The 17,729-nt window shown below is 40.0% G+C and carries 23 protein-coding genes, 1 tRNA gene, 1 rRNA gene, 1 pseudogene and 2 riboswitches; of the genes and pseudogenes, 17 read left to right on the top strand and 9 right to left on the bottom strand.

Features of this window, described 5'->3' with window-relative positions:
- The first annotated feature begins 9 nt into the window (after positions 1-9).
- From CYJ36_RS20100 to CYJ36_RS20080, 7 genes are all read left to right on the top strand, one after another.
- A complete protein-coding gene (locus CYJ36_RS20100; protein ID WP_101569052.1) occupies positions 10-732 on the top strand; it encodes a hypothetical protein in 723 nt (240 codons plus the stop codon).
- Between the two features lie 55 nt (positions 733-787).
- Positions 788-1,441, top strand: coding sequence for a hypothetical protein (locus tag CYJ36_RS20095; RefSeq protein WP_101569051.1), 654 nt, complete (start codon positions 788-790; stop codon positions 1,439-1,441).
- A 152-nt stretch (positions 1,442-1,593) separates the two neighbouring features.
- A complete protein-coding gene (locus CYJ36_RS24165) occupies positions 1,594-1,755 on the top strand; it encodes a hypothetical protein (RefSeq protein WP_219621139.1) in 162 nt (53 codons plus the stop codon).
- Positions 1,756-1,771: 16 nt separating this feature from the next.
- The gene (locus CYJ36_RS20090) at positions 1,772-2,227 is read left to right on the top strand and encodes a hypothetical protein (RefSeq protein ID WP_219621138.1); all 456 of its coding nucleotides are present in this window, start codon (positions 1,772-1,774) and stop codon (positions 2,225-2,227) included.
- A gap of 143 nt (positions 2,228-2,370) precedes the next feature.
- The gene (locus tag CYJ36_RS20085) at positions 2,371-3,540 is read left to right on the top strand and encodes an SDH family Clp fold serine proteinase (RefSeq protein ID WP_101569049.1); all 1,170 of its coding nucleotides are present in this window, start codon (positions 2,371-2,373) and stop codon (positions 3,538-3,540) included.
- Positions 3,541-3,566: 26 nt separating this feature from the next.
- Positions 3,567-3,740 (top strand): hypothetical protein, encoded by a 174-nt coding sequence (locus CYJ36_RS23900; RefSeq protein WP_180850503.1) that lies wholly within the window; start codon positions 3,567-3,569, stop codon positions 3,738-3,740.
- Between the two features lie 97 nt (positions 3,741-3,837).
- Entirely contained in the window at positions 3,838-4,056 is a 219-nt protein-coding gene (locus tag CYJ36_RS20080; protein ID WP_101569048.1) for a hypothetical protein, read from the top strand.
- 23 nt (positions 4,057-4,079) lie between these two features.
- On the opposite strand, the gene CYJ36_RS20075 is transcribed toward CYJ36_RS20080, so the two are convergent.
- The 3 genes from CYJ36_RS20075 to CYJ36_RS20065 all read right to left on the bottom strand — a co-directional run bounded on the left by CYJ36_RS20075 (position 4,080) and on the right by CYJ36_RS20065 (position 6,130).
- Positions 4,080-5,129, bottom strand: a complete 1,050-nt coding sequence (locus tag CYJ36_RS20075) for a tyrosine-type recombinase/integrase (RefSeq protein WP_101569047.1) — start codon at positions 5,127-5,129, stop codon at positions 4,080-4,082.
- Between the two features lie 118 nt (positions 5,130-5,247).
- A tRNA-Ala gene (locus CYJ36_RS20070) sits at positions 5,248-5,320 on the bottom strand.
- 270 nt (positions 5,321-5,590) lie between these two features.
- Positions 5,591-6,130, bottom strand: coding sequence for a hypothetical protein (locus CYJ36_RS20065; RefSeq protein ID WP_101569046.1), 540 nt, complete (start codon positions 6,128-6,130; stop codon positions 5,591-5,593).
- A gap of 234 nt (positions 6,131-6,364) precedes the next feature.
- On the opposite strand from CYJ36_RS20065, the gene CYJ36_RS20060 reads away from it, so the two are divergent.
- Entirely contained in the window at positions 6,365-6,727 is a 363-nt protein-coding gene (locus CYJ36_RS20060; RefSeq protein WP_101569045.1) for a hypothetical protein, read from the top strand.
- A gap of 82 nt (positions 6,728-6,809) precedes the next feature.
- Here the strand turns inward: CYJ36_RS20060 and CYJ36_RS23435 are convergent, their stop codons facing one another.
- From CYJ36_RS23435 to CYJ36_RS20050, 3 genes and pseudogenes are all read right to left on the bottom strand, one after another.
- Positions 6,810-6,977 carry a DUF4083 family protein gene (locus tag CYJ36_RS23435; RefSeq protein ID WP_142382728.1) on the bottom strand — a complete coding sequence of 56 codons (168 nt, stop codon included), beginning with the start codon at positions 6,975-6,977 and terminating at the stop codon, positions 6,810-6,812.
- 95 nt (positions 6,978-7,072) lie between these two features.
- Positions 7,073-7,567, bottom strand: coding sequence for a DinB family protein (locus CYJ36_RS20055; RefSeq protein WP_101569044.1), 495 nt, complete (start codon positions 7,565-7,567; stop codon positions 7,073-7,075).
- Between the two features lie 48 nt (positions 7,568-7,615).
- Positions 7,616-9,273 (bottom strand): annotated as a pseudogene (locus CYJ36_RS20050) (AMP-binding protein).
- 140 nt (positions 9,274-9,413) lie between these two features.
- Here CYJ36_RS20050 and CYJ36_RS20045 point away from each other — a divergent pair.
- Positions 9,414-10,316 (top strand): DMT family transporter, encoded by a 903-nt coding sequence (locus CYJ36_RS20045; protein WP_101569043.1) that lies wholly within the window; start codon positions 9,414-9,416, stop codon positions 10,314-10,316.
- A gap of 141 nt (positions 10,317-10,457) precedes the next feature.
- Here CYJ36_RS20045 and CYJ36_RS20040 read toward each other — a convergent pair whose 3' ends face one another.
- Positions 10,458-11,519: a hypothetical protein gene (locus CYJ36_RS20040; protein ID WP_101569042.1), complete on the bottom strand. Its 1,062-nt coding sequence runs from the start codon at positions 11,517-11,519 to the stop codon at positions 10,458-10,460.
- Positions 11,520-11,638: 119 nt separating this feature from the next.
- Between CYJ36_RS20040 and CYJ36_RS20035 the strand changes: the two genes are divergently transcribed.
- Positions 11,639-12,169: a GNAT family N-acetyltransferase gene (locus CYJ36_RS20035; RefSeq protein ID WP_101569041.1), complete on the top strand. Its 531-nt coding sequence runs from the start codon at positions 11,639-11,641 to the stop codon at positions 12,167-12,169.
- Positions 12,170-12,193: 24 nt separating this feature from the next.
- The gene (locus CYJ36_RS20030; RefSeq protein WP_180850501.1) at positions 12,194-13,081 is read left to right on the top strand and encodes an NAD-dependent epimerase/dehydratase family protein; all 888 of its coding nucleotides are present in this window, start codon (positions 12,194-12,196) and stop codon (positions 13,079-13,081) included.
- 20 nt (positions 13,082-13,101) lie between these two features.
- On the opposite strand, the gene CYJ36_RS20025 is transcribed toward CYJ36_RS20030, so the two are convergent.
- Together CYJ36_RS20025 and thiT are read right to left on the bottom strand one after the other, a co-directional pair.
- Entirely contained in the window at positions 13,102-13,299 is a 198-nt protein-coding gene (locus tag CYJ36_RS20025; RefSeq protein WP_101569039.1) for a hypothetical protein, read from the bottom strand.
- Between the two features lie 102 nt (positions 13,300-13,401).
- The gene (gene thiT, locus CYJ36_RS20020; RefSeq protein ID WP_257962564.1) at positions 13,402-13,974 is read right to left on the bottom strand and encodes an energy-coupled thiamine transporter ThiT; all 573 of its coding nucleotides are present in this window, start codon (positions 13,972-13,974) and stop codon (positions 13,402-13,404) included.
- A 108-nt stretch (positions 13,975-14,082) separates the two neighbouring features.
- A riboswitch (TPP riboswitch) is annotated at positions 14,083-14,184 on the bottom strand.
- 142 nt (positions 14,185-14,326) lie between these two features.
- A riboswitch (TPP riboswitch) is annotated at positions 14,327-14,437 on the top strand.
- A 104-nt stretch (positions 14,438-14,541) separates the two neighbouring features.
- Between thiT and CYJ36_RS20015 the strand changes: the two genes are divergently transcribed.
- The 6 genes from CYJ36_RS20015 to CYJ36_RS19995 all read left to right on the top strand — a co-directional run.
- Entirely contained in the window at positions 14,542-14,835 is a 294-nt protein-coding gene (locus CYJ36_RS20015) for an MTH1187 family thiamine-binding protein (protein WP_101569037.1), read from the top strand.
- The gene (locus CYJ36_RS20010; RefSeq protein WP_101569036.1) at positions 14,807-15,598 is read left to right on the top strand and encodes an ABC transporter permease; all 792 of its coding nucleotides are present in this window, start codon (positions 14,807-14,809) and stop codon (positions 15,596-15,598) included. The genes CYJ36_RS20015 and CYJ36_RS20010 overlap by 29 nt, the downstream gene beginning before the upstream one ends.
- A gap of 16 nt (positions 15,599-15,614) precedes the next feature.
- The gene (locus CYJ36_RS20005) at positions 15,615-16,607 is read left to right on the top strand and encodes an ABC transporter substrate-binding protein (protein ID WP_101569035.1); all 993 of its coding nucleotides are present in this window, start codon (positions 15,615-15,617) and stop codon (positions 16,605-16,607) included.
- Between the two features lie 4 nt (positions 16,608-16,611).
- Entirely contained in the window at positions 16,612-17,349 is a 738-nt protein-coding gene (locus tag CYJ36_RS20000; protein ID WP_101569034.1) for an ABC transporter ATP-binding protein, read from the top strand.
- Positions 17,350-17,424: 75 nt separating this feature from the next.
- Positions 17,425-17,586, top strand: a complete 162-nt coding sequence (locus tag CYJ36_RS23895; protein WP_180850499.1) for a hypothetical protein — start codon at positions 17,425-17,427, stop codon at positions 17,584-17,586.
- Between the two features lie 73 nt (positions 17,587-17,659).
- Positions 17,660-17,729 (top strand): 16S ribosomal RNA (locus CYJ36_RS19995); the annotation flags it as partial.

The raw sequence follows: 17,729 nt of genomic DNA, 5'->3' as shown, positions 1-17,729 counted from the left end.
AGATTTATTATGAGAGAAAACATTCAAAAGGCACATGACATTTTAGGCGGATCTACGGCAAAGTATTCAGAGTTATTGAAAGCGATGGAAAAAGAAATTGCGAGCATCAGAAATGACAAAAAATATTCAGATGATGGAAAAGCATTACTCATTAGAGAAGCGAAAAAAGATTTTCAAGAAGACCTTATGAAGTTATCAAAACAGATTAAAGTTGAGTATCAATTAGAACTCGCAAAGGCGAAAGAAGCAGCCGCAAAGATAATGGATGCTCCGGTAAAAGCCCCAGATGAGAAGTCGATTGCAAAATACAAAGAGCAAGTCGAGGATTTAAGAACGAAAGTCATGCTCAGTATGAAGCCGGAATCAGCGAAAGACCTCGTAAAAGGATTTGCCGACAGCCTATCTGATCCATATTTCGCGAATCAATTTAAGCAGGATTTTGCAGGCATCATATCACCACTCATTTCGAGTGTTCAAGGTACTCAGGGCGCAGCGATTAAACACGAATTATCCGGAACTTACGAAAAACTTAGCGAAGGATTCTTATCGGATGCGCAGAAGGAAGCTCGCCAGGTCTTAGAATCAGCCGAGAACATGTCAAATTCACGCGTGTTTAACTATACCGTATTAGAGTCAGTAAAACAGAACTTTGGCCGCGAAGTATCCGCGCAGGCAAATGATCCGGATGCTTTTTTCGCAGCGCAAGAAGCAGAATCAGAGGACGCTAACTAACTAGCGTCTTTTTTATATAAAACAAAAAAACAAACAAAAAGGGGATTATTAAACAATGACTATTAAAAAATCAACTCAACTAACGAAACTAATCAACGACACTAAAGCGGAGGCAGTTAAAGTACATGAGCAAACCGCACGTATTGAGCAACTAAAAGAAAAAATCGAATCAGAAATCGCGCAAGGTAAGGGAGAACTTCACGAACTGGTCGGAGCGCTTATTGCAGACCCGTCGGATGTGAATAGAGCTGCGGAAGTTAAGCTACGTACGAAAATCGAGGGGTTAGAGAAGGAGTTAGAATCTATGGCCGATCGTCAAAAATATATCTCTGAGGAATTTTCGAAGAACTCAACAAAGCTATTGCGTGAATCCGTTGATAAAGCAATCCAGGAAGCACAATCACACATTAACGAAAACGTTGACGCTGCAGCGAAGCGAGTAGAAGAAGCTAAATACGAATACTTACTTTCGTTGGTTGCGTATCATGAAGTCGGAAACGAAGCACATAAGCTAGTTACCGGTGTTCAGAACGAATTAAATACGATGTATGGTACAGATAAATTACCATACGCGCCTGAGATTAATCTTTTCTATACTGCCGGAGATAAACAGCTTCACGGCATTTTCCAGAAAGAAGCGCTTGATGCGATGAAATTCGGTATTATTGAAAAAACGTCCGTAGCAGAAGGAAGACATATTTTAAAATAATAAATAATAACCTTCGATGCGATGCGGGTTCCTAGCCAGTTCCCGTAACATCGATAAACCCATTGCGAGCTTCCCATTTCGGAGGCTCTTTTATAAATTTGTATAAAAACTATTAAATAACAGAAGATAATTTTAACAAATTAAAGATTGGTGTGGAATTAATGCATCTAATTTTAGCTCCGATTTTATTGTCTGTTATCTTGTTTATATTAGGAATAATCATAGCGGTATTTATCACCAAAAGGGTTTTAGATAAAAAGAATAAAGATATTGATCCTAATGAAATTGTCGTAAAGAATCAAGATGAATTATGAAAATCCATCCTGATATATGTACTTAGCAATAACAATCGGAGCTCTCATCGCGAGGGCTCTTTTTAATTTTAAATACGGAGGTGTACACGTGTTAACAAAAGACGATATCGCATTAATGAAAAGTGATCGAACAGAAATAAAGCAGAATCGCACGGAAACAGTAACGCTTGTTACGACAATCCCTGGCGAACCGGATCCGTGGACAGGCGAACCTGGAACACCGGTAATTATCCGGACGCCTGCTGATGTCATTTGGAAAGAGTTTTCTTCCGTATCTAACGGAGACCGTTCCGTAATTGGCGGAGTAGAACTGCAGCAAGATGACGTAAAAATGAAGGTTGATTCCGAAGTAGATATATCCGCGGTAACTTCTATAGAACGTAAAGGAAAGCTTTACACGATTATCGCGATTGACGAAAAAGGGATTGGCGAGACTAACCGTTATGAATGCGTAATTAGGACAACGGTTTAAGAGGGAAAACGTCTGGCTTCGGCTGGGCTTTGATATTAATAGGCAAGAAGTTATAACTTTATTAGTAATTTTTTCTAAAAAATATGAAAAAAGAAGGAGAATGTAAATGGGTATAGAAATATTTACCTGAAGGAGGGTATAATATGGGTATATATTCAGAATATTTAGATAGTACTTTCGCTAACTTTAACCAGTTAACAATTGAAAGAAAGAATCAATTAAGAAGAATTTCTCAGTTAAGAGGTAACAGGGATGTCCTAGTTTATGCAGCAGATTACAATAAAGGTGATGCACAAATATCAATATCATTTGATGATCTTCTCGCAATAAATGATCAACTTTCTAATTTAAATGGAGATGCATTAGACATTATTATAGAGACTCCCGGTGGGTCTGGAGAAGTCGCAGAAGATATTGTAAAATTGTTGCGGGCAAAATACGATGATATCTCTGTAATTGTACCTGGATGGACTAAAAGTGCCGGTACTATTATTGCTATGTCATGTAATGAAATTTTAATGGAGCCTGCTTCGGCGTTGGGGCCAATCGATGCACAGCTATCTAGGGAAGGAAGAGTTTATTCCGCAGATGCATTTCTAAAAGGAATGGATGAAATTAAAACTGAAGTAGAGAGAACCGGTGTGTTAAACAAAGCATACATACCGATACTGCAGGGTGTTTCTCCTGGTGATCTCCAAAGTGCCAAAAATGCAATGAATTTTGCTAAAGATTTGGTAAAAGAGTGGTTAGTTGAATATAAATTTAAAAACTGGAATAAGCATAGTACAACAGGATTACCAGTGACAGATGATGAAAAATTACAAAGAGCTGAGGAAATTGCCTTACAATTAGGTAATCATAGTCGCTGGCTAACGCACGGTAGATCATTAAAAATTAACGATTTAGAGGATATGAAGTTAAAGATTAACGATTATTCAAAGAATAATGAATTAGCTGATGCGATTAGAAGGTATTATACTTTATTGAAAATGTCATTAGATACAAATATCTATAAAATTTTTGAGACAAAGGACTCGCAAATATATAAATCAATTAATAATAATACTGCTGAGCCTCAGCCTCCTAATAATGTACCAAAAGATTTCAATACAGCTTCATTTGATGTTCAGTGCCCACAATGTAAAACAATGTATCTTATTCAAGCAAACTTAGAAGCGCCTCAACCTTTAGAACCTGGAGCAACCCTGTTCCCACAAAATGATGTATTATTATGTCAAAAATGTGACAACAGAATACCTTTATCTAAGGCTAGGGTTGATATCGAAGCACAAACGGGTAAACGTATTGTATAATAAATGATAATATGGGAGGAATGGACATGATTGAAAAAGAATTTGAAATCGTTTTTAAAAAGTTAGAGGAAACTTTATCCCAATACAATTACCAAGAAGAATTCGCATATAATTTCGAGGAATCAAAAAATATTAACGAACTACGTGAGTTTTCATCACAAATACAAAATCCTCAACCATCAACTTACTCTTTTACTTAAATTGAATTGAGAAGCTTGTCTAATAAGATGAGCTTTTTTTTATTTCTTGTATACCGAACGTGCGTTCATTTATTATGGTTATACGGAGGTGATTGCGTTGAGTTTCGCGATAATGTTGACGCAAAAGAAATCGGACATTCACGGTAATTTAGATATCGTTGTACAGGCGATGGATTTTTCGCGGGGAGGAATGTGGCAGGTTCCGTTAAAACGATTAGACGATGAGACTTTCCCGGAAGAACTGCGCCAGCTGATAACGGATAATCTCGAGAAGATTAAGTCGGGTAAGTGGGATTATACGGGAAGATATAAATAAAGACGCCCGAAGACGTCCATATGTTATCGCTTTGTTTTCCGCGGTTTATTTAGATTTCCGATTACTTGATTTAGCGGAGAGTATTGATTGTGATTGTCCGCGATAGATGCTCGAGAAATATGCGTATATCGTGAAGTCATTCGCTGATCCGTGTGCCCTAAAAGCGCCTGAAGATATCGTAAGTTACCGCCTGCTTCTAAGTAGAGAGTCGCTGCAGTATGGCGCAATAGATGTGGATGAACACGTTTCTTAATGCCGGCTTTCTTCGCATGCTCTAACAACCTTTTGCGAAAATTATTAGTCGTTAATGGCTCGCCGTAATTAGCGAGAAAGATATAATCGCTCTCAAACTCGGATACTTCCTCCATTAGTTCGCTTATCAATCGCGCAGTTCTTGGTTGTATCGGTAAGATGCGACCTTTGCGCGTTTTAGTGTTCTGCGATTGAATTACGACTTCTTTCCGTGAAATATCGACGTCCGATATTCGCAAAGACAGGATCTCTCCGACGCGGCATAACGTATCTAAAATAACGTTTATAACTACATAATCACGAAATGAAGCATAATCTCTGCGGTCAATTGCGCCTAATAACCGTTTCAATTCATCTACCGAAAGTACCTCGATTAATTTCTCTGGCTGCTTTACCGCTTTAACCTTTTCAAACGGATTCCCTGTGATTAATTCATCCGCTACAAGCACGCTGAATGATGTTTTCAACGTCTTAATAATATCGTTTGCATATCGAGGAGACACTCCGTTGGTTTTTGCTGATTCCGGCTTAAACTTGTGGCCGTCATTTTTAACGCGCTCCTCCAGGAGCCAAGTAACGAATTCGCGGCAAAGGTCTAGCGATAAATCACGGACATCACTAACGTCATTTTGCGATAAGAACTCCAATAATAGCGCATGAGAATGTTTATATCTGAATAGCGTTCCTTCCGCCAATCCTTCCGCCTTTTTCGCGTGATAAGCCTTGTCTAATAACGAAGATATCGAATATATATTCTTCCGCGTACCTTTAACTACGCGATCAGTTTTAACGCGCTTTCCGCGCCTGTTTTCCGAATGCAAAATAAAAACGCCCTCCTATACGATAATGTCACCGTACAAGAGGGCGCTGCGCTGTCGGAATTAGTACCGTAACGCTGCCGAACATATTACGTTGTAAAAACGTTGATTTAACGCGAGATGGAGCATAACGGGATCGAACCGATGACCTCTACGCTGCCAGCGTAGCGCTCTCCCAGCTGAGCTAATGCCCCGGAATAAAGTTAATATGGCAATTAAACAGCTTTTTCAATTGCGATATTTTAAATTATACTTCCTCAAGCCTTTACATGCAATAGGATTTATCAGGCAAAAGCAAAAAATATAGAGAAATGATTTTACTATGTAAATTAAAAAACCAATCCTAAAAGAATTGGCCCATTTTATCTGTACCTAAGCTCCTAGCGAATGGAATTGCTATGCTCTTTACAATCTGATTACAATTCCATACCCTTAATCTCTGCCAATTCTCTATTTTTCTGCCATCACTTACTCTCCACTACCCCAAAAAAGTCCTCATGGACATACCCATTTATCACGATATCCAGATCATGAAAATAGCGATGAAGGGTTTGAACAGTTTCCCCATTTCCATTTATAACACTTTCCGAATGACGGATAATGACTTGAAGGTCATTCTTGAGAGCTTGTTCTTCAACAAGCGGGATGAAGTATTCGGCATATCCTTTGGCAGCGGAAGCGCGGGCTTCTTGATCGGCCATGTTTAAGTTTTCGATTCGGTCCCAGCCGGTAGTGTCGTTGTAGAATTTGTGAAAGTCTTTGATAAACTCTCCTGCGTTTTGATATTCCGGTTTTTCGATATTGCCGTAGTCTTTAACAGTTACCGCAGCGGCTGTATCAGCAGCAGTCTCTGTTACAGCTGGTTCGTTGTCTTCTTGTTTTTTCTCTTCTGTGTAATCTTTTTCTAAAAAGAACATGGTTCCGAACGCAATCGTAAGTCCGATCATACCGACTGCCGCCAAGCCTGCGAGTGTGATGCCGATGATATTTAGCCATCGTTTCATTTTTTGACCACCTTGTCAGTTATTGATTTCGATTGCCCTCATTATGGCCAATTGATTCTATCTTCTATAAAATTATAACATTATTGGGTTGTATTTCCTACTAACATATGGAAATCGGATATAGTCAAACAGGACCATGCAGTCTTGAGGAAAATACTCCTAAGTCGTTCTCAATAGAAAATATTTTGTGCTATAATGAGAACGTTAGTAATTCACTATAAAGGAGGTGAATTTTTGAAGAAAATTAAAAGTCTTGCCATCATAGGTTTGCTTATCACTTTACTTACTGTCCCTACTTCGGCGCTTGCAACATCAGGATATAACTACTCTCAGCAAAATTCGTTTGATTCGTTTCTAGACTCTCTTTTTTCTTTTTTCTTTGGCAACAACGATCATAATTATGATTCGGGCAATTATCAGACGAATACTTATCAAACCAATACCATTAAATATGACGGTAAATATTACTGGTGCTGGACGAAATTTTGGTGGGGATGGGGATGGAAGAAGTACAGCAAAAAAGATTGGGAAGATTACATTGAAAATCATATACCAAAAGAATCGTGGGATATTTGGAAAAAATGGTATTGCTGGTAGATTATTTTTATAAAATTGGCTGATTTACATAGTGGTCAGCACATCAAAAAAGAAAGCGCAGGGAATCATTCCTTCGCTTTCTCTACCTCTCATTCCGCTGCTCTAAGATCTGATCCATTTTCTCCTCCAGCCGTTTCGATCGTTTGCTTTGACTAGCCACCGCTTTTACAACAAGAAATCCTCCAACTACCAGGAATAAAACAAATGCAAACATGAAGATTTGAAAGATCACATCTCCTGTATTGAACATAAACGTCTCCCTCCTAAAATCTTACTTATTTACATCAGTATACTGCATATTTTCTAGCTGAAAATGAAAAAGCGAGAGGAACACCCTCTCACTTCTTAATAAGTTGCGCTTTTCACTTCTGTTATTTGCAGCAAGTGTCTTTTTTCGTGATAGCCGATGAATTCAACCCATTGCTTTAAGGAAAGGTCGCCAAGGTGGGGATGCTTCATTGCTTGTTCGTTTAACATATGTTCTGGCGCTGTTTCTGCAAAGTTGATGAGTTCTCGGCGTGATTCTTCCAGTTTTGATAGGAGTGTTTCTTTTTGAAAAGGTCCATCTCCGGGCTTCAGGTTTTCAGGTGCAGGGACTTTCCGGGAACGGTCAATCACCAGTTCCAGCGGTTTTTCTGTTGCCTCCCGTTTTTCCCCTGACATGAGGACTTGTTTGATTCCTCCTATAATGACACGTTCCATTAAGTAGAGGTGTTGAAGGATTTGGGCGGGGCTCCATACGTCCTGAGAAGGTTTCTGATTGAGCTGCTCATCTGTCATGTTTTGTACTTCGTTTACTAATTCTGCGCGTACTGCTTGTGAATGTACTAGCATCTTCATCGCTCCCTTCTTTTTTATTCTATCAAAGTGGCTGATAAAGTTCTCTTATTAGCTTTTGCCTGTGATCTCTTGTGTTAAATGGGTTTTGACTTGTTCTCTAAGCTTATATTTTTGTATTTTACCGGATGCCGTCATCGGGTAATCTTTTACGAAATAATAATATTCAGGAATTTTATAGTGGGAAAGCTGTCCTTTGCAGAACGCTTTAATGTCTTCCGCTGTTAAGGTGACGCCTTCTTTTGGAACAATGCAGGCAGCTACTTTTTCACCGTATCTTTCATCTGGAACGCCAATAACTTGTACGTCCATGATCTCTTCATGGCGATAGAGGAATTCTTCAATTTCGCGCGGATAGACGTTTTCGCCGCCTCGGATGATCATGTCTTTCAGGCGTCCGGTAATGATGACATAGCCATGCTCATCCATTGTGGCCAAGTCTCCGGTATGCAGCCAGCCCTCTTTATCAATCGCTTCCTCTGTTGCTTCAGGCATTTTGTAATAGCCTTTCATGACAAGGTAGCCTCTTGTGCAAAGTTCACCTTGAACACCAGGTGCTGCTTCTTCTCCTGTCAGCGGATCAATGATTTTCACCTCAACGTGAGGATGGGCTTTGCCGACGGTTTGGTTTCTACCTTGCGTTCAATCGAGTCTGTCACTGTGGTTTGTGTGATGACAGGGGACGATTCAGTTTGGCCGTAAGCAATGGTTACCTCTGACATTCCCATTTCATTGATCACTTTTTTCATGACTTCAATCGGACAGGTTGATCCAGCCATGATTCCCGTTCTTAATGTGGATAGATCATAGTTTTTAAAGTTTGGAGAGTTCAGCTCGGCAATAAACATCGTCGGAACTCCGTGCAGTCCGGTGCATTTTTCTTTTTCGACTGTTTGGAGAACAAGGTCTGGATCGAACTCGATGATTGGAACCATCGCAGCCCCGACAGATACGCACGCCATAACTCCAAGTACGCATCCGAAGCAATGAAAGAACGGAACAGGGATGCATAATCGATCCTGATTGGTTAAATTCATAGAGCTTGCAACAAGGAAACCGTTGTTGACAATGTTATGGTGAGTCAGCATAACACCCTTAGGAAAACCTGTTGTGCCTGAGGTGTACTGCATATTGATGACCCCCTCAGGCGTTAAGAGGCTCTCTCTTTCAGCAAGCTCTTCATCTGTAATTTTTGATCCGTGATTCAACAGCTCATTCCAGGTGTACATCTCTTCGGGTGCATTCTGATTTCCTATGTAAATGAGGTTTTTTAAGTGGGGCAAAGCTTCAGTTTGTATGTATTTTTCAGCAGATGCTGAATTCGTGATAGAGCGGACAATGTCGACATAGGATGTTCCTTTAAAGCCATCGATTAAAAAAAGAGTGGTGGAATCTGATTGCTTCAGCAAATACTCAAGTTCACTGCTTTGATAGCTTGTGTTGACAGTGACGAGCACAGCGCCTATGCGTGCTGATGCAAATTGCAGCAGCAGCCATTCTGGAACATTAGTAGCCCATATAGCCAGGTTTTCTCCCTTTTTCACGCCAAGACCCATTAACGCTTTTGCGAGCTTTGTTGTTTCGTCATAAAATTCATCATACGAAAAGCGGATGTTTTCCTTTGAATACACCACTGCATCCTGACTTCCGTATTTTGAAACCGTTTCTTTCAATAAGTTGCCGATTGTTACATTTTTTAATGGCTGCATAGGACCTCCCTGTACAAAAAGATTGGTTACGCTTTCATTATAAACTATTATTAGAAAATTTGAAAAACTATTATTCTCTAAAATATGCGGATGAAGTTGCAGTATAATAGAGAAGACACATATTTAGAAGGGGAACCATCATGAACAAAACTAATTTTTATCCATATCTTGCACTTGCCATTGGAGTCGCTGCGGTATCGACGTCTGCCATCTTCGTAAAATTGACCTCTGCACCTGCGCCGGTCATTGCTTTTTATCGCTTATTTTTCTCGACACTGATTGTTATGCCTCTTTTTTTGGCAAAATCATTGCCGCACTTAAAAACATTAACGAGAAAAGACTGGAGCTTTTCGATAGTAGCTGGTGTGCTGCTTGCGTTTCATTTTATTCTCTGGTTTGAATCGCTTAACTACACCTCTGTAGCGAGCTCTGTAGTCCTGGTTACATTGCAGCCATTGTTCGCATTTATAGGGACCTACTTCTTTTTCAAAGAAAAGGTTTCACTGCGGGCTATCCTCAGCGCATTGCTCGCCATCGCCGGCAGTGTTGTAATCAGCTGGGGAGATTTCCAGATCAGCGGACTTGCGTTGTTCGGAGACTTTCTTGCGCTTGCTGCCTGTGGCATGGTTACCGCTTATTTGCTTTTTGGCCAAGGGGTAAGAAAACGCCATACTCTGACACTTTATACATTTATCGTTTATGCAGCCAGCTCTGTGACGCTATTCTTGTACTGTGTTTTCTTAAACTATCCGCTCACCGGTTATCCAGGGCAGGATTGGCTCTACTTCCTGCTGCTTGCAATTGTTCCGACTTTGCTTGGTCACTCGCTGTTTAACTGGTCCTTGAAGTGGATTTCAACGAACGTGATTTCAGTCGCCATTTTATTTGAGCCAGTTGGATCAATTATTCTTGCTTATTATTTTCTGGAGGAAACGGTCATCCTGACACAAATGATAGGCGGTGCCATCATTATCGCAGGAGTGCTGCTCTTTCTTTTTGAAAAGAAAGAAGTTGCTGAGATTTCTAGTGAACAGGCATTATAAAAAAGTATAAAATTTTGCACAATGATTGCGAGCGGAATCGCCCAGCTCCTCGTCCAGAAAAAATCCGCTGGAAAAGTCAAAACCGGCTTTTCTGCCGGATTCTTTTTTGTCATGCCTGCGCTAAACGGGCATTGCGCTTTTCTAATGTTTCTCCATGATTTTCCGCTCTAGAGCTTTGTATGTGTAGTCAGTTTTCTTTATTAAAGCCTCCTCGAAGCTGCCTGTTTTCTTTGTTTCTTTCAGCAGATCCATAATGATTCCTTCCCCGAATTCATCTGTCAGAATCTGAACAGCATAGTAGCTTTGGGTATACACATCAGCGTTATCTTCCAATGCCTTCGTCCAGTTGGGAGAAATTTTTAATTTGTCAAAAGGAGTAATCTCTGTTAAAGGAATCTGCGGAACGTAGCCATTATAGCCCGCATATTCAGCCACACCTTCATTGAACCAGATCGGAATCTTTATGATGTCTATTTTTTCTTTTGCTAAAGCCTGATCAAAAAAGTAATGGGCATATTCATGGTAGAACGTCTGTACCATAAGCGGAGACGAGATATCAGCATCTTCTGGAATAATGACTCCCATTGTTTCTTTGATTGGATCATAAAACCCCAAGTAATCAACATAGTCTAAATCCTTAAGCGAGTCCGGGGATTCATTAAGCAAAATTAAGTCAATCGGTTTATCCTCAATCTCTCCAAACAAACGCTCGCTTATTTGCCGGGCTTCTTCAAATTCATTCTCTACAAGCTTTATATCCCTTTTTTGTTCTGGGGAATAAAAGACATTTAAATGATCAATCTCTTTCCTTTCAGCGGTTTTTTTATGCTCCGCATAAGGGTCAACTGGGAGATATGCATTAACCTGAAGTTCAAATTTTTCAAGGGGACCTAATGTCTGATCGTTGAAATGAGTGATCATCACATTCATAAGCCCTACAAAAAATAAAGAAATGAACAGACAGATGCTTGTGATCGACAAAAAAATCGAACCTGAAAGACCTTTTAAGAAAAGAAGATTCCTTTGTCTGCGATTGATAATTTGATAAATGGAATAGACAAACATAGCGATCAGCAAAATGGTAATGATGGCACCCGCAATAAAGCTGTCGCGAATATTTAAAAAGAGGAATAGACCGAAAAACATGCCGGTAAAAAGGATGATATATAAAATCGTTAAAAAAAGATGCAGAAGTATTTTCAAGTGTGAGCCTCCGAATGTTAAGTAGTCTTTTAAGATATTCTTCTTATTGAATAGAAAGTCCTTTTAAGAGTAGGAATTATATCGTTTCTGTCGAATTTTCATGTAGGAGAGTGAAAAATATGGAATATTCGATCAGGATAGCAGCACAAGAGGACGCGAAACAAATCGCGGTTGTTCATGTGGATAGCTGGAGAACGACGTATAAAGGAATTGTAGCGGAATCTTTTTTAGAAAAAATGACATATGAAAGCAGAGAAAGGCTCTGGGCTTCTGCAAGTCCAGATTCAGTAGTTGTTGCAGAAGATACAAATGGCAGGATTGTAGGGTTTGTCAGCTTCGGACCAGAACGGACGAAGGAATTTGATTTTGATGGAGAATTATATGCAATTTACCTTTTAAAAGAAGTACAGGGATCAGGCATCGGACGGAAGCTTGTGCTGGCTGCTGCAGAAGGGCTCATTAAGCAGAACCATCAATCTATGCTGCTATGGGTAATGAATGCAAATCCTTCGAAAGGCTTTTACGAACGTTTTTTACCAGAAAAGGTGGCAGAAGATGTTTATACGATAGAAGGGGAGGATCATCAGGAAACAGCTTTAGGATGGAGGGATCTGCAGAAGCTTGCTGCTGTTTTAAAGGAAAAGGTCTGAATTCAAATTGAAAGAGGGATCACTGTGAAGAGTGCATTAATTCTTGGAGGAACTCAATTTTTCGGAAAACGGCTTGTTCAAAAACTGCTGGAACATGGCGTGGAAGTTACGATTGCAACAAGAGGCGTAACGCCCGATGACTTTGGTGATAAGGTCCTGCGCCTGATCATTGATCGCGAAAATAAAGAATCAATGCAGACTGCATTTCATGAAAAAGAGTGGGATGCCGTCTATGATCAATCCTGCTTTTCACCGCTTGAGGCTAAATCTTCATATGAAGCGCTGCATGGTAAAATAAAGCACTATATCTTTACATCTACAATGGCCGTTTATGAATTTGGGAGAGGGCGAACGGAAGAGGATTTTGATCCATTTTCGTATGAACCTTCTTTTAACGAGCGCAAGGACTATAAAGGTATGGCAGGATACCAGGAAGCAAAGCGCAGTGCGGAAGCTTATCTTTTTCAGAATGCTGATGTGCCGATTACTGCGGTAAGGCCAGCTTTAGTTATAGGAACCGATGATTATACCGAACGATTTTTATTTCATGTGAAAAAAGTGAAAAATGGGGAGCAGATTGGAATCAAAGAACCTGGCTATTTTTATAGCTATACGTCATCGGAGGACGCAGCAGGATTTCTGTATGCGGCTGGAAGAAACGCATTAACAGGTGCATACAATGTGGCTTTTGAAAAAAGTCTCTCATTAAATCAATTGCTTGGCAAAATCGAAGATGCAGTCGGGAAAAATGTGATTTTGACACAAGAGATTACGAAGGAAAATGCTTCACCTTATGGATTGCCTGGTGATTGGACGCTCGATGTGTCAAAGGCTGCTGAAGCAGGATACTCTTTTCAGGAATTGGATCCGTATGTAAATCGTTTAATAGAAGTAATGAAAAAAGAAACGTGACTGTGTCGCGTTTCTTTATTTTAATGAGGCAGAATCTGCTGATGAAACATCGTAGCAAAGTAAGCGAAAACAAATCCGAGCGGAAATGAAAAAATCACAGACCAGCCGTTGACAGGACCGTCTTCATTGCTAATTCTGATCGCTTCAATATAACCGTAAATAAAGTGAATGAGCGACAATAAAAGTGTAACTAGCATTAATAAGTAGGATAGATTCATAATATGTCCTCCATAAGTGAACTCTACTACTCCTATTACATGCTGGAAAATGAGAGATTATGATAAAAAATACCGAAAAAGAACGGTGTATTAAAATAGAATCTATTTTCTTTTTAAAATTAATGATTTAGAAGTAGTCAGCATGAGTACAAGTATAATGGAACAAATAATAAAAGTAGGAACCATGTAAGAAGCATTATAAGCCGCAGAGTAGATGAGCACAGGCTTATCTCCGGCAAATTCGGCAAAGAAAACTGCTCCAGCTATTGTATGAGCTGCGAATCTCAGCAAGCTTCCGAGAAAGGCCGCTGCTGCAACATATGCAATCAAGCGTCCTTTGTTAAGAGGATTGATTGCGTTCTGTACTTGTTTATAAAATATGCCGCCGGCACCCACAACTGTAAATGCAACAAAGTAGTCAAGGAAACCTTGTACAGGGTGAACGATTGTCGTATAGCCCATAATTGTCTGAAGGAGTCCGAGTAAGAATCCTGTCAGCAATCCGCCTTTTATTCCATGACGGAAACCCATAATCAAGACAGGAACCATCGCAAGCGAAATGGATCCGCCCTGCGGCATTTTTCCAATGTAGCTTGTTAGTAAATCAAGCAAAAATGCAATTGCACCAAGGATAGCAACCTCTACTAAAAAGACAAGCCGCGTATTTGTTTGCATCATGTATACCCCTTTTCCAGCATCTGACCGGGGCTGTTTTTTCCATAATAAAAAGCAATGCGGGGAATGTCGGATGGTTTCCACGCACTGCTTTGGTTGGGTTATCACTTGAATCCATCGCCACATCCCTACGTCAGCTCTAACTAAACAGGTTCTATGGGTCTGAACAATACGTTCACTCTCAGCCGAATGGCTCCCCAAGTGGTCAAATGCAATATATGATTTAGAGACTACTATACAGGATGTTGCAAAATTCGACAAGGATAAATTCATATTTTTTTCAGAAAATAATGGAAATGCTAATCCGCCATCTTTACAAGCTTGTTAAATGTTGCTATAGTCACAATGAATCGAATATATGCAGGGGAGCTGAGTGAACTTGGCTGAGAGGATACTGATTCTTGTATCGACCCTTTAACCTGATCTGGGTAATGCCAGCGGAGGGATTGAGGAAAAAGCGTTATTTTTCCAGAACTTTGCGAATGCGTTAAGGCTGCCCTAGTGGCAGCCTTTTTTGTCGTTAGATCAGTAATTCATATATTAGAAGATAAAAGAGGGGGATAACAAATGGCCAGTGTAAATCTAGCATTTCAAGTGCTGCCTAAATCATCACGAGGCAATACATATGAGATTGTAGACAAAGCGATTGAAGTGGTTCAGCAGTCAGGTGTCAAATACGAGGTTGGCGCAATGGAGACTGTGATGGAAGGGGAGCTTGATGAACTGATTGAAATCGTGAAGAAAGCGCAGGATGCCTGCATTTCAGCTGGTGCTACAGAGGTGATGACACATATGAAGATCCATTACCGTCCAAATGAAGGAGTCACGATGGATGAAAAACTTAAAAAATACCGTGATTAAATCTGTTTCTGGAGTGGCACTGCCGGGATTTGTGCTGCTGGCATTCCTTTTTTTGTGGGAAATTGCTGTTATCGTCACAAAGATAGAAAAGTGGATCCTGCCGCGCCCTTCAGCTATTTTTATGACGCTCGCAGAGATGAGAGGAACGATAGCAGGGCATACCATGCAGACGATGACAGAAGCGGTGCTCGGTTTGCTTATAGCTATAACGGCAGGCGTACTGATTGCTATTTTAATAGACGCATCTGACTTGGTGCGAAAATCAATTGAACCGCTGCTTGTTCTTTCGCAAACTATCCCAATTATTGCGCTGGCTCCGTTGCTTATTATTTGGTTTGGTTTCGGAATTTTTCCTAAAGTGATTGTCGTAGCACTTGTCTGTTTCTTTCCGATAGCCATCAATCTTTCTGACGGTTTCCGTTTAGTCGACAGGGATATGGTAAAGCTCATGAAAACACTTGGAGCGAGCCGCAGACAAATGTTTTTGAAATTAAAGCTTCCAGCTGCAACACCTTTCTTTTTTTCTGGGTTAAAAATAGCGGGAACATACAGTGTCATGGGAGCGGTTATCGGAGAATGGCTGGGTGCGAGTCAGGGTCTTGGCATTCTTTTAACGCGATCTTCCCAGTCCTTTTTAACAGAAAAAGTATTTGCAACAATCATCTTAATTGTAGGACTAAGTTTAATCATATTCGCAATCATTGAATTACTGGCAAGAGTCATGATGCCATGGAAATATAAACAGGATAAGTATTCTAATTAGCACGGGGGAAGAAAAAATGAAGAAACTTGTATTCACTCTATTTAGCTTAATGTTCATCATTTCAGGGTGCAGCTCTGCGGAAAATACATCTAAAGATGAATTGAAAAAAGTGAAAATCATGCTTGATTGGTTTCCTAACACAAATCACACAGGTATTTATGCAGCAAAAGAGAAAGGCTTCTATGAAGAAGAAGGTCTTGATGTCGAAATCGTAGAACCAGGCGAGGGAGTCAGTGCCGATCAAATCGTTGCTGCAGGGGAAGCTGATTTCGCCATCAGCTACCAGGAGAATATTACACACGCTAGATCAACAGGTGTTCCAATTGTGTCGATAGCTGCAATCATTCAGGAAAATACATCTGCATTCGCTTCTTTAAAAGAAGAAAACATAATGTCTCCAAAAGATTTTGAAGGAAAAAGATATGGAGGATGGGGTTCCCCAACAGAAGAAGCTGTTATCAAAGCTGTGATGGATAAATCAGATGCTGATTTTGAAAAAGTGGATTATATCACGCTTGGTGCAACAGACTTCTTTAAATCGATCGGACGCGATACAGATTTCCAATGGATATTTCAGGGCTGGGATGGTATTGAAGCCGAACGGCAGGGAATCGAATTAAATTACATTTATTTAAAAGATCTTGATCCAGCTTTAAACTATTACACACCAGTTATTGCGACAAGCGAATCGAAAATCGCAAAAGAAAAGGAAACGGTCCAATCCTTCATGACAGCAACTTCAAAAGGTTATCAATTTGCGATTGAAGAACCAGAGGAAGCAGCGGAAATCCTGATTACAAATGTGCCTGAGATTAATGCTGAATTAGTAAAGAAAAGCCAAGTATGGCTCAGCGATAAATATCAGGGAGATGCTAAGCAATGGGGTGTACAAGAAGAAGAAGTCTGGAAAAGATATGCTGATTGGATGCATGAGCGAAAGCTGATTGAAGAGAACATTACCCCGAGTGAAGCTTTTACAAATGAGTTTCTCCCTGAAGATAAGGAATAACAGGATGCTTATTCTTTCTCAACTCAGCAAAACTTATTCAGATAATCTGAAAGTTGTGCTTCCGACAGACCTGACTGTTAGAAAAGGGGAATTCGTAAGCATTATTGGTCCAAGCGGCTGCGGTAAAAGCACGCTATTAGACATTATTGCAGGAATTAATAAACCTTCCGGAGGATCAGTGCATTATAACGGAGAAGACATTACAAATAAAACAGGTCTTGTCGGCTATATGCCCCAAAGTGATGTTTTATTTCCATGGAGAACTGTTTTGGATAATGTTATTCTTCCATTAGAGGTACAAGGGAACGGTAAAGCGGATGCGCGTGAAAAAGCACGCGGCCTCTTCCTTAAGTTCGGCCTTGCTGGGTTTGAAGATCATTATCCTTTTATGCTATCTGGCGGTATGAGACAGAGGGCTAATTTTCTTAGGGCTTTTTTGAATAATAAAGAACTCCTCTTATTAGATGAACCGTTTGGCAAGCTGGATGCAATGACCCGGCTTGAGCTGCAAAAGTGGTTTATTCGCATCTGCGAGGAAACGGAGCAGACAGTTGTTTTCATTACTCATGATATAGATGAAGCGATTTTTCTGTCTGATAAGATCTATATTTTTTCACCAAGGCCGGGACGTATTATAGAAGTAGTTAATGTTGAATTTAGCCGGCCGCGCTCAGATGAGCTTTTTACATCATCTGAATTTGCTTTACTTAAACGGAATTTACTTGATGTTCTTCATACTTAATCTATATAAAATGACGTGCTGGATTTCAGATGAATTCAGCACGTTTTTCTTGTTCAAAATGTTTTTTAATAAAATATGAAAAAAGCTATTGCAAAGGGCATTTCAGCGTGGTATATTATTATTCGTTGCCGCGAAAAAGCAACACAGCCTGAAAAAAGAAAAGTGAAAATAACGCTTGACTTTAAAACGGCGATTTGTTATATTAATAAAGCTTCGCTTGAAGCAAATGATCTTTGAAAACTAAACAAAACCAAAAGCGTACCAAACGTTTTAAATTTTTGAAGTCAGCAACAAATTGAGTCACAAATTTTCTTCGGAGAGTTTGATCCTGGCTCAGGACGAACGCTGGCGGCGTGCCTAATACATGCAAGTCGAGCGGA

The sequence above is a fragment of the Bacillus sp. UMB0893 genome, assembly GCF_002858905.1.
Classification (GTDB): Bacteria; Bacillota; Bacilli; order Bacillales; family Bacillaceae; genus Bacillus_P.
The sequence above is the reverse complement of the archived record's forward strand: the minus strand, read 5'-3'. Positions and strand labels throughout refer to the sequence as shown.